Consider the following 17,988-nt stretch of genomic DNA (forward strand, 5'->3'; position numbering starts at 1 on the left):
ATTCGTCCCCACAAACACACCCGACACCGACCCCCGCACCGACACCGGATCCACACCAGAGCGCTCCAACGCCTCCCACGACACCTCCAACAACATCCGCTGCTGCGGATCCATCGCCAACGCCTCACGCGGCGAAATCCCGAACAACTCCGCATCAAACTCCGCCACCCCCGACACAAACCCACCCGAGTTCGCGTAGGTACGGCCGGGCTTTCCGGGGACGGGGTCGTAGAGGTCGTCGACGTCCCAGCCACGGTCGGCGGGGAAGGGAATCACTCCGTCACGGCCGGCCGCGAGCAAGTCCCACAGCTCGTCCGGCGACTCCACATCACCCGGGAAACGGCAGGCCATTCCCACGATCGCGATGGGTTCACGGGAGGCCGCGACGAGTTGGCGGTTGCGCTTCTTCAGCGTCTCGGTCTCCTCCAGGGACTTTCGCAGGGCCTGGACGACCTTTTCGTACGGTGCGCTCATCGATGCCTCTGTCAGTCTCGTTGGTCGGAGTCGTCGTCGGTGGCGTCGGTGGGGTCGGTGGGATCGGTCGTATCGCCGAGTGCGAGGTTGATCAGGTCGTCGACGGCGAGGTCGGCGATGGAGGTGTCCTGGTCGGGGGCGGCGTCGGACCAGATCGCGCCCTCGTTCTCGGCCCGCCGTTCCGCCGCCTCGGCCTCGGCGAGCAGAGTGCGCAGGCCGGGCAGGAGACCGGCGTCGCGCAGCCGGGTGAGCGGGGCGGAGGCGAGGACGCCGCGTAGACGTGCCTCGTCGAGGTCCGTCAGGTCGTGTGCGGAGCTGTCCGCGGTGTCGTCCGGGAAGAGCTCGGTGTGGAGGTGTCGGGCGAGTGCCGCGGGGGTGGGGTGGTCGAAGACGAGGGTGGTCGCGAGGCGCAATCCGGTCGCGGCCATCAGCTGGTTGCGCAGGTCGACGGCGGTCAGGGAGTCGAAGCCGAAGTCCTTGAAGGCGCGGTCGGCGTCGATCGCGGCGGGTGTGTCGTGGCCGAGCACCGCAGCGACCCGGGCCTGGACGAAGTCGGCCAGGGCGCGCTCGCGTTCGGCGCTCGGCAGGCCGCGCAGTCGCCTCAGGAGTTCGCCGGCCTGGGCGGTGGCCGTGCCGGTGCCGTCGCGGGTGGCGGTCGTAGCGTCGGGGAGGTCGGCGAGCAGGGCGCTGGGCCGTGCGAGGGCGAACGCGGTCGCGAAGCGGTCCCAGGACACGTCGACGACGGCGGTGCAGGGGCGGTCGCCGGCGAGCACCTGGTCGAGTGCGACCAGGGCTCGCTCGGGCGGCAGGGGGCGCAGCCCGGAGCGGCGGATGCGTTCCTCGGCGGCTCGGTCCGCGGCCATGCCGTCACCGGCCCAGGGCCCCCAGGCGACGGACGTGGCGGGCAGGCCGAGGGCACGGCGGTGCTGGGCCAGCGCGTCGAGGTGGGCGTTGGCGGCGGCGTAGGCGGCCTGGCCGGCGTTGCCGAGGACGCCGGTCACGGAGGCGAACAGGACGAAGAGGCCGAGGTCCCGGTCGGCGGTCAGCTCGTGCAGCAGGTCGGCCGCGTGGGCCTTGGCGGCGAGGGCGTCGGCGAGGTGCCGTGGGGTGAGGTCGCCTAGGACGCCGTTGGCGGGGATGCCGGCCGCGTGCACTACGCCGGTCAGCGGGGTGTCCTCGTCGATGCCGTTGATGCCGTCAATCAGGGCGCGGACCTGGTCCCGGTCGGTGAGGTCGCAGGCGGCGAGGGTGACGCGGACGCCGAGCGCGGCGAGTTCGTCGCGCAGTTCGGTGGCGCCCGGGGCGTCGGCGCCGCGCCGGGAGGCGAGCAGCAGATGCCGGGCGCCCCGCTCGGCGAGCCGTCGGGCGAGGTGCCGGCCGAGTGCTCCGGTGCCGCCGGTGATCAGCACGGTGCCGTGGAGGCCCTCCGCCGGGGCACCTCCGGGGCGGTCGGTGCCGGGGCGGTCGATGCCGGGGCCGTCGTCCCGTACGAAGCGCGCGGCGAAGACGCCGCCCGCGCGGACGGCGAGCTGGTCCTCCGACCAGGAAGTGGAGCGGCCGAGGGCGAGCAGCTGGGCGAGCCGGGTCAGGTCCCGGTGTCCGGGCCGGTCCGGCAGGTCGGCCAACCCGCCCCAGATGTCGGGGTGTTCGAGGGCGAGACTGCGCCCGAGTCCCCACAGCTGTGCCTGTGCGGGATGCCGGAGCGGGTCCCCGGTGCCGACGGACACCGCGGACCGGGTCGCGCACCACAGCGGCGCTCCGGTTCCGCCGGCCGCGTCGGCCCAGGCCTGGGCGAGCAGCAGGGTGAGGCCGGTGGCGGCGGGCGGCTGTCCCTCGTCCGTGGGCTGTTCCTCGGCCCAGCCGAGCAGGGACAGCGCGCCGTCCGGGGCCAGTTCACGGATCCGGGCGGTGAGCGCCGTACGGCTGTCGTGGCTGCCGACGGTCAGGACGGTGACCTGGGCGCCGGCGTCGCGCACGGCCTGCGCGCACTGCTCGGCGAAGCCGTCCTGGTCGGCCGTCACCCGCTCGGGGGTGACAATCAGCCAGCTGCCGGTGAGCGTGGCGGCCGGCACACCGACCGGCTTCCAGGTGACCGTGTAGCGCCAGGCGGCGAGTTCGGAGGCCTCGCTCTGCCGCCTGCGCCAGTCGGACAGCACCGGCAGCAGGGAGTCGAGGGACGCGTCGGGGCTGACGCCGAGCCGATCGGCGAGCGCGGCGGGGTCGCCGTCGTCGACGAGGCTCCAGAAACCGGTGTCGGCGCCGGACTGCCGTACGGCGGAAGGCCGCTGTGCCCGGCGGTCGCGCAGCCAGTAGCGGCGGCGCTGGAAGGCGTAGGTGGGCAGCTCGACGCGCGCCGCGGGCGCGTCGTTCGCGGGGTCCGCGGCCGTCGTGACGGCGGCCCAGTCGGTCCGCATGCCGCGGACGAAGAGTTCGGCCACGGCCGTGAGCAGCGTCTCGGCCTCGGGACGGCCGGACCGCAGGGCGGCCGCTGCGGTGACCCGCCCGTCCGAGGCGGACCGGGCGAGGGCGGTCAGGACCGGGTCGGGGCCGAGTTCCAGGAGCCGGGTCGCTCCGTGGTCGGTGGTGGCCGTGGTGAGGGCGTCGTGGAAGCGCACGGGACGGCGGACCTGGTCCACCCAGTAGGCGGCGGACGCCCACTGCGTGGTGATGGACTCTCCCGTGGCGGTGCTCACGGCGGGGAGCGTCGGGCGGCGGTAGGAGACGCTCTCGGCGACAGCGGCGAAGTCGGCGAGCATCGGGTCCATCAGTGGCGAGTGGAAGGCGTGGCTGACCCGCAGTAGGGACACCCTGCGCCCCTGGCCGCGCGCCGCGTCCATCGCCTCGGCGACCAGTTCCTCGTCGCCGGACACCACCACGGACGACGGTCCGTTGACGACGGCGACGGCGATCTGCCCGACGCCCGTCAGCCCCTTCAGCAGTTCCGTCACCTCGGCCTCGGTGCCTTCCACGGCGACCATCGCCCCGCCCTCGGGGAGGGCCTGCATCAACCGGGCACGGGCCGCCACCAGCCGTACGGCGTCCGGGAGTTCGAAGACCCCGGCGGCGTAGGCGGCGGCCAGCTCGCCGACCGAGTGGCCGAGCACGAGGTCGGGGCGTACGCCCCAGGACTTCAACAGCTCGACGAGGGCTACTTGGAGGGCAAAGAGGGCCGATTGGGCGTAGCCGGTGGCATTGAGCGGGTTCGCGTCGGCCCGCTGAGCCTCGGCCTCGTCGGTCTTGTCGGCTTCGGCTTCGGCTTCGGCTTCGGCTTCGGCTTCGGCTTCGGCTTCGGCGAGCAGCACTTCCCGCAGCGGACGCGGGAATCCCTCCTCGGGCCCGAGTTCGGCTTCGAGCAGTTCGCATACGGCGTCCAGGGCTTGCGCGAACACCGGGTAGGCGGCGTGGAGTTCGCGCCCCATGCCGGGTCGCTGGCTGCCCTGCCCGGTGAACATCCATGCCGTGCGCCCCTCACCGAGGGTGCCGGTCACGACCGTGGCGTGGCCGTGCGCCGGGATGCCGTCGGCCGCCAACGCGTCCAGCCCGGCGCGCAGTTGGTCGAGGTCGGTGCCGAGGACGACGGCACGGTGGTCCAGCACGGCGCGGGTCGTGGCCAGCGCGCGGGCGATGTCCCCGGGGGCCGGCCGGCTCCCGGAGGCGACGAGGCCCGTCAGCCGCGCCGCCTGGGCCCGGGTCGCCCGCTCGGTACGGCCGGACACCACCCAAGGCACGAGCGAGGGGCCATCACCGGTGCCACCCGGCTCCCGCCCCCTGACGCTCTCACCGACCGGGGCTTCTTCGAGGATGACGTGGGCATTGGTGCCACTGATGCCGAACGACGACACACCGGCCCGGCGCGGATGTCCGGCCGCTTCCCAGTCCCGGGGTTCGGTGAGCAGCCGTACCGCTCCGGATTCCCAGGCGATGTGCTCGGAGGGCCGGTCCACGTGCAGGGTCCGGGGCAGATGGCGCCGCTGGAGCGCCATGACCATCTTGATGACGCTCGCAGCCGCGGCGCCCGCCTGGGCATGCCCGATGTTGGACTTGACCGAGCCGAGCCACAGTGGTTCGTCGTCGGTACGGGCCTGTCCGTACGTCGCGAGCAGGGCCTGCGCCTCGATGGGGTCGCCGAGCCGGGTGCCGGTGCCGTGCGCCTCGACCACGTCGACCTCGGCGGGCGAGACACGGGCGGCCTTCAGCGCCTGGCGGATCACGCGTTGCTGGGACGGGCCGTTGGGCGCGGTGAGCCCGTTGGAGGCTCCGTCCTGGTTCACGGCGCTGCCGCGCACCACCGCCAGGACCGGGTGGCCGAGGCGCCGGGCGTCGGACAGCCGCTCCAGCACCAGCATGCCCCCGCCCTCGCTCCACCCGGTGCCGTCGGCGCTGTCGGCGAAGGACTTGCAGCGCCCGTCGCCGGCCAGTCCACCCTGCCGTGCGAACTCGAGGAACATGCCCGGCGTCGCCATCACGGTGGCGCCACCGGCCAGGGCCATGTCGCACTCACCGGCCCGCAGCGCCTGGGCGGCCAGGTGCAGGGCGACCAGGGCCGAGGAGCAGGCGGTGTCCACGGACACGGCAGGCCCCTCCAGCCCGAACACATACGACAGCCGGCCGGATGCCACGCTCGGCGTACTGCCCGTCAGCAGATAGCCGTCGGTCTCCGGGTCGGCGTCGTCGTCCTCCTGCCCGCTGGCGTACCCGTTCGCGGACACCCCCGCGTACACACCCGTGGCCGAACCCTGGAGCGAGAGCGGGTCGATGCCGGCCCGTTCCAGCGCCTCCCAGGCGGTCTCCAGCAGCAACCGCTGCTGCGGGTCCATGGCGAGGGCCTCACGCGGCGAGATCCCGAACAGCTCGGCGTCGAACTCGGTCGCACCGTCGACGAATCCGCCGACCGCCGTCACCCCTTCCAGCGTCTTCATGTTCCAGCCGCGGTCCAGGGGGAACGGCGTGATGCCGTCACCGCCCGCGGCCACCAACTCCCACAGCGCTTCGGGCGAGTCCACACCGCCGGGGTAACGGCAGCCCATGCCGATGACGGCTATGGGCTCGTCACCGGGCGCGGCGCTTCGGGGTGTCGTCTCCTCCGTCGCGAAGTCGGCTGACACACCGACGAGTTGCTCACGCAGGGACGCGGCCAGCGCGGCGGGCGTCGGGTGGTCGAAGATGACCGTCACCGGGAGCGTGATGCCGGTGGCGGCGCCGAGCCGGTTGCGCAGTTCGACGGCCGTGAGCGAGTCGAACCCGAGGTCCTTGAAGGCACGGGAGGCGTCGACCGAGCCCGCGGACGCATGCCCGAGCACCGCGGCGACCTGCGCCTGCACCAGGTCCAGCAGCTCGCGCTCCTGCTCCTCGACGGACTGCTCACGCAGCCGCCCGGCCAGGGCACCACCGCTCCCGGCCGGTCCGGCGGCCCGACGTCGCCGGTCGGCGGCGGGCACAAGGCCCTGAAGAATCCCGGGCAGGGAGTCCCGTACGGCGGCCAGGGCGGGGGTGCGCAGGGCGACGGGGACGGCGGTCGGCTCGTCGACGACGAGTGCCGCGTCGAGGAGGGCCAGGCCATCGCCGGTCTCCAGCGCCGGGAAGCCCTGCCGAGCCATCCGCTCCAGCTCCGCCTCGCCCAGCGTCCCACCCATACCGTCGGCGTTCGCCCACATCCCCCAGGCCAGCGACACCGCGGGCAGGCCCTCGGCGCGGCGGGTGGCCGCGAGGGCGTCGAGGACGTTGTTCGCGGCCGAGTAGGCGGCCTGACCGGCGTTGCCGACGACACCGGCGAAGGAGGAGAACAGCACGAAGGCGGACAGGTCACGGTCGGCCGTCAACTCGTGCAGGTACAGCGCCGATTCGGCCTTCGCCGCCAGCACACCGGCCAGCCGCTCCGGCGTCAGGTCAGCGACCAGACCGTCGTCCAGTACACCGGCCGCATGCACCACACCCGACAGATCGACGCCGTCCAGTACGGCGGCCAGCGCCGACCGGTCGGTCACGTCACACGCCTGGACCTGGACATGGGCGCCCAACTCCTCAAGCTCAGAACAGAGTTCGGCAGCACCCGGAGCCGCGGGCCCACGCCGTGAGACGAGAAGCAGATCCCGTACCCCGTGCACGCTGACCAGATGCCGGGCAACCTCCGCGCCCAGCCCACCGGTCCCACCCGTGATCAGCACCGTGCCCTCGCCACCCCACAGCGACGGCACCCGAAGCACGACCTTCCCCACATGCCTGGCCTGCCCCAACAGACGCAACGCCTCCGGCGCACGCGAGATCCCGTAAGCGGTGACCGGAGCCGGCCGCAGGGCACCCCGCTCGAACAGCTCCAGGAGCGCCGCGAACATCTCCGCGATGCGATCGGGGCCGGCGTCGATGAGGTCGAAGGAGGTGTAGTCGACGCCGTGCTCGGCCCGCACCTGTTCGGCGTCGCGGATGTCGGTCTTGCCCATCTCCACGAACCGGCCACCGGGACGTACAAGCCGTAGCGAGGCGTCCACGAACTCACCCGCGAGCGAGTCCAGCACCACATCGACGCCCGGCTGGAAGCGCTCCTCGAAGTCCGTCGTGCGGGACGACGCGATGCGCTCGGCGGGGATCCCGAGGCCGCGTACGACGGGCCACTTGGGCTCGCTCGCGGTCGCGTACACCTCGGCCCCCAGGTGCCGGGCGAGTTGGACGGCCGCAGTCCCGACACCACCGGCAGCGGAGTGGATCAGCACCGACTCCCCCGCCTCCAGACCGGCGAGGTCATTGAGGGCGTAGTAGGCGGTCAGGAACACGATCGGCACCGACGCCGCCTGCTCGAACGACCACCCCTCCGGCACCCGCGCCAACAACCGGGCATCGGACACCGCCGTCGGAGCGAACGCCCCGTCCAGCAGGCCCATCACCCGGTCACCGACGGCAAGCCCCGTCACATCGGGACCGACCTCCACCACCACACCGGAACCCTCGTGCCCCAGCCGCCCCGCATCCCCCGGATACATCCCCAGCACATTCAGCACATCACGGAAATTGACACCGGCCGCCCGCACCGCGACCCGCACCTCACCACCCCGCAACCCACGCGGCTCCTCAGCAACCAGCCCCACACCATCCAGCCGCCCCTGAGCCACCACATCCATCCGCCACCCAGCACCCGCCCCGGCACCGGCAGGCGGCACCAGCACCCCACCCGAAGCCATCGGCACCATCCACGGCACCCACACCTGGCCCGCGCGGATCGCGAGCTGCTGGTCCTCGATGCGGGTGGCGGTGGCGGCAAGTCGGTAGGAGGCGGGGTCGTCGTCGATGTCGACGAGGGCGAAGCGGCCGGGGTGCTCGTTCATGGCGGAGCGCACCAGACCCCAGACGCCGGCGCCTCCGACATCGGGAGTCTCGCCGTCCCGCACGGCCACCGCTTCGTTGGTGACGACCACCAGGCGTGCGGTGGCGAAGCGCTCCTCGGCCACCCACTCGCGGACGGCCGCCAACACGTCAGTGACCGCGGCGGTCCCCGCCCCACGGCGGACCGGGAGCAGGACGGTGTCGGGTATGTCGTCGTCGCAGGGAACGAGGGTGAGTCCGGCCCCGTGCCAGGGTTCGGCGGACTCCGGAGCGCGCAGGACGGTCACCGATCCGGCACTGTCGGCGGCGGGCTCGACGGGCGCCGGGGCCCACTCCACGCGGTAGAGGTGCTCGGCACGGGTGGCGGCACCGCCGGCGGCGAACTGAGCGGGCGACGCCGGGCGCAGCAGTAGCGACTCCACGGTGGCGACCGGGGCGCCGGTGGCGTCGGCGATGTGCAGGGCGTAGGTGCCGGAACCGCGGGGGACGATCCGGACGCGGACGAGGTCAGCGCCGATGGCATGGCAGGACACTCCGGTCCAGGCGAACGGCAGCAGGGCGCCGTGCTGTTCGTCCGCACGCAGGGCCAGGGCATGCAGTACCGAGTCGAGCAGGGCCGGGTGCAGTCCGAAGGAGGTCGCCTCGGTGGCCACGTCTTCGGGCAGCGCGGCCTCGACGTACAGTTCCTCGCCCCGGGCCCAGACCTGCCGCAGGCCACGGAACGCGGTGCCGTAGCGCAGGTCCGTCTCGGCCAGCCTGTCGTACAGCCCGGTGGTGTCGACCCGCTCGGCGTCCTTCGGGGGCCAGGTCCGCAGCTCCGGGGACCCCGCAGCGGCCGTACCTCCGCTCACTGTTCCCTCGGCGTGCAGGGTCCAGATGTTGTCGTCGTCGGTGTCGTCCGGGCGGGCGTACAGCCGCAGCGGGCGGGGGCCCGTGTCGTCGGGCGCGTCGAGGGCGATCTGAATCTGGACGGCGCCCTGCCCGGGGAGGACCAGTGGGGCCTGGAGGGTGAGTTCGTCGATGCGGTCACAGCCGACGCGGTCGGCGGCCGCCAGGGCGAGTTCGATCAGCGCCGTACCGGGTACGACGACGGTCTCGCCCACGACGTGGTCGGCGAGCCACGGTGCGACGGCCGTCGACAGCCGCGCGGTCAGCAGGACGGCGTCCGATCCGGCCACGGGGACCGCCGCCCCGAGCAGCGGGTGCTCGGCGGCCTTGAGCCCGAGCCCGCGCGCGTCGACGGCCGAACCGGCGTCGCGCAACCAGTACCGCTCACGCTGGAACGCGTACGTCGGCAACGCCGTCCGTACGGCACCGCTGCCCTCGAACACGGCCGACCAGTCGACCGGCGTACCGCGGACGTACAGCTCGGCGACGGCACGCAGTGCGGTCTCCGCCTCGGGCCGGTTCCTGCGCAGCGCGCTGACGGCGAACGCCGGCTCCACCGCGGCGGACAGCACCGGGTCGGGGCCGAGTTCCAGGAGGCGTACGACTCCGAGGTCGTCCAGGGCCGTGCGAGCGGCGGCGTGGAAGCGGACGGCCTCGCGCACCTGGCGCACCCAGTAGCCGGGGGTGGTCCAGTCATCGTCGCGGAGCGCGGCGCCGGTCAGGGTGCTGACGGCGGGAAGGGCAGGCCGTCGGTAGGTGATCTGCTGGGCGATCGCGGCGAACTCGTCCAGCATCGGTTCCATGAGCGGGGAGTGGAAGGCGTGGGACACGCGCAGGCGGGTGACCCGGCGACCGCGTTCGCGGACCACGTCCATGACGCGTTCGACGCCTTCTTCGGTGCCGGAGACGACGACGGCGGCCGGTCCGTTGACGGCGGCGATGCTCACGTCGTCGGCGCCGGCCAGCAGCTCGGCGACTTCGGCTTCCTCCGCCTCCACGGCGGCCATCGCGCCCCCCGTCGGAAGGGCCTGCATCAGCCGGGCACGGGCCGCCACCAGCCTTACAGCGTCCGGGAGTTGGAAGACACCGGCCGTGTAAGCGGCCGCGTACTCGCCGATGGAGTGCCCCAGCACCACGTCGGGGTGCAGGCCCCAGGACTCCAGCAGCGCCGCGAGCGCGGTCTCGACGGCGAACAGGGCTGCTTGGGCGTAGCCGGTGCGGTCGAGCAGTGCGGCGGTTTCGGAGCCGTCGGCCGCGAGGAGGACGTCCCGGAGTGGGAGGGGGAAGCCGTCCGCGCCGGACAGCTCGGCCTCCAGCAGTGCGGCTGTCTCGTCGAAGGCACCCGCGAACACGGGGTAGGCGGCGTGCAGTTCACGCCCCATCCCTAGACGCTGGCTGCCCTGCCCCGTGAACATCCATGCCGTACGGCCCTCGGTGACGACCCCCGTCACGGCCGGCTCGGCGAGCCCCGATCGCAGGGTGCCGATGTCCGGGCCCAGCACTACGGCCCGGTGCTCAAGCGCCGTACGGGAGGTGGCCAGGGACAACCCCACATCGAGCGGGGACAGTTCGGGCCGTTCGAGGAGGAAGGTGTCGAGCCTCTCCGCCTGGGCGTCCATGGCCTGCCGACTGCGACCCGACAGCACCCAGGGGACGACGGGCACATGGGTCGGAGACTCCGGTCGGCGCGGAGACGGTGCGATGGGGGCTTCTTCGAGGATGACGTGGGCGTTGGTGCCGCTGATACCGAACGACGACACACCCGCCCGACGCGGCCGCTCACCCTGCGGCCAGGCCCGCTCCTGCCGCAGCAACTCCACCGCACCCGCCGACCAGTCCACATGCGAGGACGGCTCATCGACATGCAGCGTGCGGGGCAGACGCTCCCGCCGCAGCGCCATCACCATCTTCACGACACTCGCCACACCGGCTGCCGCCTGCGCATGCCCGATGTTCGACTTGATCGACCCCAGCCACAACGGCTCGTCACCGGACCGAGCCTGCCCATAGGTCGCCAGCAACGCCTGCGCCTCGATCGGATCACCCAGCTTGGTGCCGGTGCCATGCGCCTCGACCGCATCCACCTCGGCGGCATCCACCCCCGCAACAGCCAACGCCTGCCGGATCACCCGCTGCTGGGACGGACCATTCGGCGCGGTAAGCCCATTGGACGCACCGTCCTGGTTCACAGCACTGCCACGCACCACCGCCAACACCCGATGGCCACTACGGCGCGCATCCGACAACCGCTCCAGAACAAAAATGCCCCCGCCCTCAGCCCAACCCGTCCCATCAGCACTGTCGGCAAACGACTTGCACCGACCATCACCAGCCAGCCCACCCTGCCGCGCAAACTCCAGAAAGATGCCTGGCGTCGCCATCACCGTCGCGCCGCCGGCCAGAGCCATATCGCACTCCCCCGAGCGCAACGCCTGGCACGCCAGATGCAGGGCGACCAGTGCCGAAGAGCAAGCGGTGTCCACGGACACCGCCGGACCCTCCAGCCCGAACACATACGACAAACGCCCCGATGCGACGCTCGGCGTACTGCCCGTCAGCAGATAGCCACCGGTCTCCCCCTGCGGGCTCTGCATGTTCCCGCCGTAACCGCTCCCGGAGACGCCGGCGTAGACGCCCGTCTGTGTGCCACGCAACGACGCCGGATCAATACTCGCGTCCTCCAACGCCTCCCACGCCGTCTCCAACAACAACCGCTGCTGCGGATCCATCGCCAACGCCTCACGCGGCGAAATCCCGAACAACTCCGCATCAAACAACGCCACGCCATCGACGAACCCACCAACCGCAGCAAGCCCCTCCAACAAGGCAGGATCCCAACCACGATCCGTCGGCAAAGCCCCCAACCCATCCCGGCCCTGACTGACCAGATCCCACAACCCCTCAGCCGAATCGGCACCACCCGGGAACCGACACCCCATCCCCACAATCGCGATCGGCTCGTCCAAAGCCGTGCGCGTGCGGGTGGCTGCCATCGCGGTGCCATTGGAGGTGTCCGCCGCGCCCAGCAGTTGGGTCTTGAGGAAGTCGGCGAGGGCGGTGGGCGTCGGGTGGTCGAAGACGAGGGTGGCGGGGAGCGTGACGCCGGTGGCGGAGCCGAGGCGGTTGCGCAGGTCGACGGCGGTCAGCGAGTCGAACCCCAGGTCCTTGAAGGCCCGGGACACGTCGATCGACCCCGCGGACGCATGGCCGAGCACCGCGGCGACCTGTGCCTGCACCAGGTCCAGCAACTGCCGCTCCTGCTCGGCGGGTTGGAGCTCGGCCAACTTGCGGGCCAGGCCGGTGGCGGCCGCCCCCGCTTGACCGACGGCGCGGCGTCGGCGGTCGGCGGCGGGCACGAGGCCCTGCAGAATCCCGGGCAGGGAGTCTCGTACGGCCGCCAGGGCCGAGGTGCGTAGGGCGACGGGGACGGCGAGCGGTTCGTTGACCAGCAGGGCCGTATCCAGGAGGGCCAGGCCTTCGCCGGTCTCCAGCGCCGGGAAACCCTGCCGAGCCATCCGCTCCAGCTCCGCCTCGCCCAGCGTCCCACCCATACCGTCGGCATTCGCCCACATACCCCACGCCAGCGACACGGCGGGCAGGCCCTCGGCGCGGCGGGTGGCAGCAAGAGCGTCCAGGACATTGTTCGCGGCCGAGTAGGCGGCCTGACCGGCATTGCCCACCACACCCGCGAACGACGAGAACAACACAAACGCGGACAGCCGCCGATCAGCGGTCAACTCATGCAGAAGCAGGGCCGATTCGGCCTTCGCCGCCACCACCCGGCCCACACGCTCCGGCGTCAGATCAGCGACCAGACCGTCGTCGAGAACACCCGCCGCATGCACTACGGCCGACAGGTCGACGCCATCGAGTACGGCGGCCAGCGCCGACCGGTCGGAGACATCACACGCCTGGACGCTGACCCGCGCACCCAACTCCTCAAGTTCAGCGCGGAGTTCAGCGGCACCTGCGGCCGCGGGCCCGCGCCGAGAGACCAGCAGCAGATCCCGCACCCCGTGCTCGGTGACCAGATGCCGGGCGACTTCCGCGCCCAACCCACCGGTTCCGCCCGTGATCAGCACCGGGCCGTGGCCGCTCCAGGGCGATGGCACCGACAGGACGACCTTCCCGACATGCCTGGCCTGCCCCAACAGCCGCAACGCCTCCGGCGTCCTTGCCAGGTCGAACGAGGTCACCTGCACCGGCCGCACCGCACCTTGCTCGAACAGCTCCAGCAAGGCAGCCCACATCTCGGCGATCCGGTCCGGACCGGCATCCATCAGATCGAACGAGCGGTACGACACCCCGTGCTCCGCACGCACCTCCTCGGCGTCGCGGACATCGGTCTTGCCCATCTCCACGAACCGGCCACCGGGACGTACGAGCCGTAGCGAGGCGTCCACGAACTCACCCGCCAGCGAGTCCAGCACCACATCGACGCCCGGCCGGAACCGCTCCTCGAACTCCGTCGTACGCGAGGAAGCGATCCGCTCGGCCGGAACACCCAGCCCGCTGACCACCGGCCACTTCGGCTCACTGGCCGTCGCGTAGACCTCGCCGCCCAAGTGCTGGGCGAGCTGCACGGCGGCCATCCCCACACCACCGGCAGCGGAGTGCACCAGCACCGACTCCCCCGCCTCAAGCCCGGCAAGATCCACCAAGGCGTAATAGGCGGTCAGAAACACGATCGGCACCGACGCCGCCTGCTCGAACGTCCACCCCTCCGGAATCCGGGTCAGCAACCGCGCATCAGTTGTGGCCATCGGGCCGAAGGCTCCGTCCAGCAGGCCCATCACCTGATCACCGACCGTCAGTCCGGTCACATCAGGCGCAACCTCGACGACCACACCGGCACCCTCGTGCCCGAGCCGCCCCGCATCTCCCGGATACATACCGAGCACATTGAGCACATCACGGAAGTTGACGCCGGCCGCCCGCACCGCGACCCGCACCTCACCAGCCCGCAGCCCACGCGGCTCCTCAGCAACCAGCCCCACACCATCCAGCCGTCCCTGAGCCACCACATCCATCCGCCACCCGGCACCCACCCCTGCACCCGCGGGCGGCACCAACACCCCACCCGAAGCCATCCGCACCATGCGCGGCACCCACAACTGACCGTGCCGCAGGGCGACTTGGTCCATGTCGTCGGTGAGCAGCGCGGCGGAGGGGAGTTCGCTGCCATCGATGTCGAGGAGGGCGAAGCGGCCGGGGTGCTCGTTCATGGCGGAGCGCAGCAGGCCCCAGACGCCGGCGGCGGTCGGGGCGGGAGTCTCCTCGGGTGTCACGGCGACACCGCCCGAGGTCACGATCACCAGGCGGGAGCCGGCGAACTCCGGCTCGGCGAGCCAGCGTTGCACCAGCGCCAGGGTTCCGGCGAGGACCTCCGCGACGGGGCCGTCGGTGGCGACGGGCAGCAGGACCCGGCGTGGGGTGTCGGCCCCGGCGGCGAGGGCGGTGAGCAGTGCGTCCAGGTCCGCGTGGACCGGGGCGTCGAGCCCTCGGCCCGAGTCGCCGATGACGACCGTGCCGGCTGTCTGCTGTTCGGCGGCCGGCGCGGTGGTGGCGGTCCACTCCACACGGTAGAGGTGCTCGGTGCCCTGGGTGGCCTGCTGGGCGGCCAGTTCCGTGGTCGAGACGGGGCGCAGGAGGAGGCAGTCGACCGTGGCCACCGGTTCGCCGGTGGCGTCGGCGACGCGCAGCTCGATCTCGCCTTCGCCGCGCATGCGCAGCCGGGCTCGGACCGACGAGGCGCCGACGGCGGTGAGGGTCACGCCGGACCACAGGAACGGCAGAAGCGCGGTCCGGTCGTCGCCGCCGCGCAGGGCGAGGGTGTGCAGCACGGTGTCGAGGAGGGCGGGGTGGAGGCCGAAGGAGGCGGCGCTGTCGGCAACGGGTTCGGGGAGGGTGGCCTCGATGTACCAGTCGTCGGTGTCCCGCCAGACACGGCTGATGCCTCGGAAGGCGGGGCCGTACGACAGTCCCGCTGTCTCCAACCGCTCGTAGAGGCCGTCGAGTCCGACCTGTTCCGCTTCCGGCGGCGGCCAGGCGCGCAGGTCCCAGGGGCCGTCGCCGGTGGCGTGGGCGAGGTTGCTCAGGGTGCCGGTCGCGTGGAGCGTCCAGGCCTGTTCGACCTCGGCGTCGTCGGCGCGGGAGTAGACGCGCACGGTGCGGCGGCCGTCGTCGGTGGCGGCGTCGATGACGGCCTGGACCTGGGCGGCGCCGCGCTCGGGGAGGATCAGCGGGGCCTGGAGGGTGAGTTCGTCGAGGTGGTCGCAGTCGACGCGCAGGCCGGCCTGGACGGCGAGTTCGACGAGGGCGGTGCCGGGGACGACGGCGAGTCCGCCGACGAGGTGGTCGGCGAGCCAGGGGGTGGTGGCGATGGACAGGCGGGCGGTGAGCAGGACGTTGTCCGAGCCGGCTACGGCGACGGCGGCGCCCAGGAGCGGGTGCCCGGCGACACCGAGGCCGAGGCCGCGGGCGTCGGAGGCGGTCCGGGTGGCGTCGAGCCAGTAGCGGTGCCGCTGGAAGGCGTAGGTGGGCAGGTCGGTGTGGCGGGCTCCGGTGCCGGTGAACACGGCGGCCCAGTCGGCGGCGGCGCCCCGTACGAACATCTCGGCGAGCGCGGTGAGCACGGAGCCACACTCGTCGCGGCCCTCGCGCAGGGTGGCCACGGCGGTGCTGTCGGGGGCGGTGGTCTGGACGAGGCCGGTGAGGACGGGGTCCGCGCCGATCTCGAGGAAGCGGGTGACACCGAGTTCGGTGGTGGCGGTGCGGACGGCGTCGTGGAAGCGTACGGCGTCGCGGACCTGGCGTACCCAGTAGTCGGGGCTCGCCCAGTCGTCGTCGGCGGCGGCGGCCCGTCCGGTGAGGGTGCTGACGGCGGGCACCACGGGGCGGCGGTGCCCGATGGCCGCGATGGTCTCGGCGAACTCGTCGGTCATGGGCGCCATGAGCGGGGAGTGGAAGGCGTGGCTGACCCGCAGGCGGGTGACGCGCAGTTCGCGTTCGCGGGCCGTCGCCATGATCCCTACGACTGCCTGCTCGGTGCCGGAGACCACGACGGCGCGCGGTCCGTTGACGGCGGCGATGACGGCGCCGTCCGTGAGGAATGCCTTGACCTCGTTCTCGTCGGCTTCGATCGCGGCCATCGCGCCGCCGTCCGGGAGTGCCTGCATGAGCCGGGCGCGGGCCGCCACCAGGCGTACGGCGTCGGGGAGTTCGAGGGCACCGGCGGCGTGGGCGGCGACGATCTCGCCGATCGAGTGGCCGATGACGACGTCCGGTTCGGCACCCCAGCCGCGCAGCAGGGCGACGAGGGCGGCCTCGACGGTGAAGATGGCCGCCTGGGCGTAGCCGGTACGGTCGAGGAGCGCGGCCTCGGGTGTGCCGGGCTCGGCGAAGCACACCTCGCGCACGGGCACGTCGAAGCCGGGTGCGCCGGCGAGTTCGGTGTCGAGCAGGGCGCAGATCTCGTCGAAGGCGCGCGCGTACGCAGGGTGTGCGGCATACAGTTCTCGTCCCATGCCCGGGCGCTGGCTGCCCTGGCCGGTGAACAGCCAGGCGGTACGGCCGTCGGTGACCGCGCCCTTGACGGCGGTCGCGGTGCCTGCGATGCCGGTGACGTCGTCGAGGGCGGCGCGCAGCGTGTCGCGGTCGGGGCCGAGAACGACGGCCCGGTGTTCGAGGACGGCGCGGCCGGTGGCCAGGCTGTGGCCGATGTCGAGGGCGGAGGCGTCGGATCCGCCGATGTGGGCGGCGAGGCGTTCGGCCTGTGCCTGCAGCGCGGTGGCGCTGCGGGCGGTCAGGACCCAGGGGACGAGGGGCAGGTTGCCTGACGCCTCGTCGGCGTCGTCGTCGGCCGTGGCTTCCGTGGCTTCTTCGACGATGACGTGGGCGTTGGTGCCGCTGATGCCGAAGGAGGACACGGCGGCCCTGCGGGGGTGCTCCCCGGCGGGCCAGGGCCGGGTCTCGGTGAGGAGGCGGACGGCGCCCGCCGACCAGTCGACATGGGAGCTGGGGCGGTCGGCGTGCAGGGTGGGCGGCAGGTGGCGGGCGCGCAGCGCCATGACCATCTTGATGATGCCGGCCACGCCGGCCGCCGCCTGGGTGTGCCCGATGTTGGACTTGACGGAGCCGAGCCAGACGGGGTTCTGCTCGTCCCGTCCCTTGCCGTAGGTGGCGAGCAGGGCCCCCGCCTCGATGGGGTCGCCGAGCCGGGTGCCGGTGCCGTGCGCCTCGACTACGTCGACGTCGGTGGTGGTCAGCCGGGCGGATTCCAGTGCGCGGCGGATGACGCGCTGCTGCGCGGGCCCGTTGGGCGCGCTGAGGCCGTTGGACGCGCCGTCCTGGTTGACGGCGCTGCCCCGGATCACGGCCAGCACCGGGTGGCCGAGGCGCCGGGCTTCGGAGAGGCGTTCGAGGACGAGGACGCCGGCGCCCTCCGCCCATCCGGTGCCGTCGGCGTCGTCGGCGAACGCCTTGCACCGGCCGTCCCCGGCGAGTCCGCCCTGCCGGGAGAACTCGACGAACGTGGTCGGCGCGGCCATCACCGTCACCCCGCCCGCGAGCGCCGTCGCGCACTCGCCGGAGCGCAGGGACTGGCAGGCCAGGTGCAGGGCGACGAGGGAGGAGGAGCAGGCGGTGTCGATGGTGACGGCAGGGCCCTCGAAGCCGAAGACGTAGGCGATGCGCCCGGAGAAGACGCTGCCCGCGTTGCCGTTGGCGAGGAACCCGGCGACGTCCTTGGGCACTTCCTGCAGCCGGGAGGCGTAGTCGTGGTACATGAGCCCGGCGAAGACACCGGTCGCCGTGCCGCGCAGGGACAGCGGGTCGATGCCGGCCCGCTCCAGGGCCTCCCACGAGGTCTCCAGCAGCAGCCGCTGCTGCGGATCCATCGCCAGGGCCTCACGGGGGCTGATGCCGAACGCCTCCGCGTCGAACTCGGCGGCCTCGTGCAGGAATCCGCCCTCCCGGGTGGCCGAGGTGCCGGCCGCCCGGTCGGTGTCGGTCGCGAACAGGGCGTCCAGGTCCCAGCCGCGGTCGGCGGGGAACGGCGTGATGCCGTCCCCACCACCGCTCACCAGCCCCCACAGGTCCTCCGGCGATGCGACGCCGCCGGGGAAGCGGCAGCCCATCCCGACGATGGCGATCGGCTCGTGGTCCTTGGCCTCGGCCTCACGCAGACGAAGGTGGGCGTCCTGGGCGTCGGCGATAGCACGCTTGAGGTATTCGCGGAGCTTGTCCTCGTTCGCCATCTGTTCCTTGTCCTTCGAGAGCGCGGAGAGCCGAATCAAGGGGCTTGGAGTGGTG

At 72.6% G+C, this 17,988-nt stretch carries 2 protein-coding genes; both read right to left on the reverse strand.

All coding sequences use genetic code 11. The features are described from left to right. The coding region (locus tag ACZ7NC_RS35540) for a beta-ketoacyl synthase N-terminal-like domain-containing protein (protein ID WP_471494568.1) at positions 1–474 on the reverse strand (474 nt) is incomplete at its 3' end. Positions 475–485: 11 nt separating this feature from the next. Next, positions 486–17,972: a type I polyketide synthase gene (locus ACZ7NC_RS35545; RefSeq protein WP_471494570.1), complete on the reverse strand. Its 17,487-nt coding sequence runs from the start codon at positions 17,970–17,972 to the stop codon at positions 486–488. Positions 17,973–17,988: the final 16 nt, after the last annotated feature.

This window comes from Streptomyces sp. NPDC111802 (assembly GCF_055634335.1).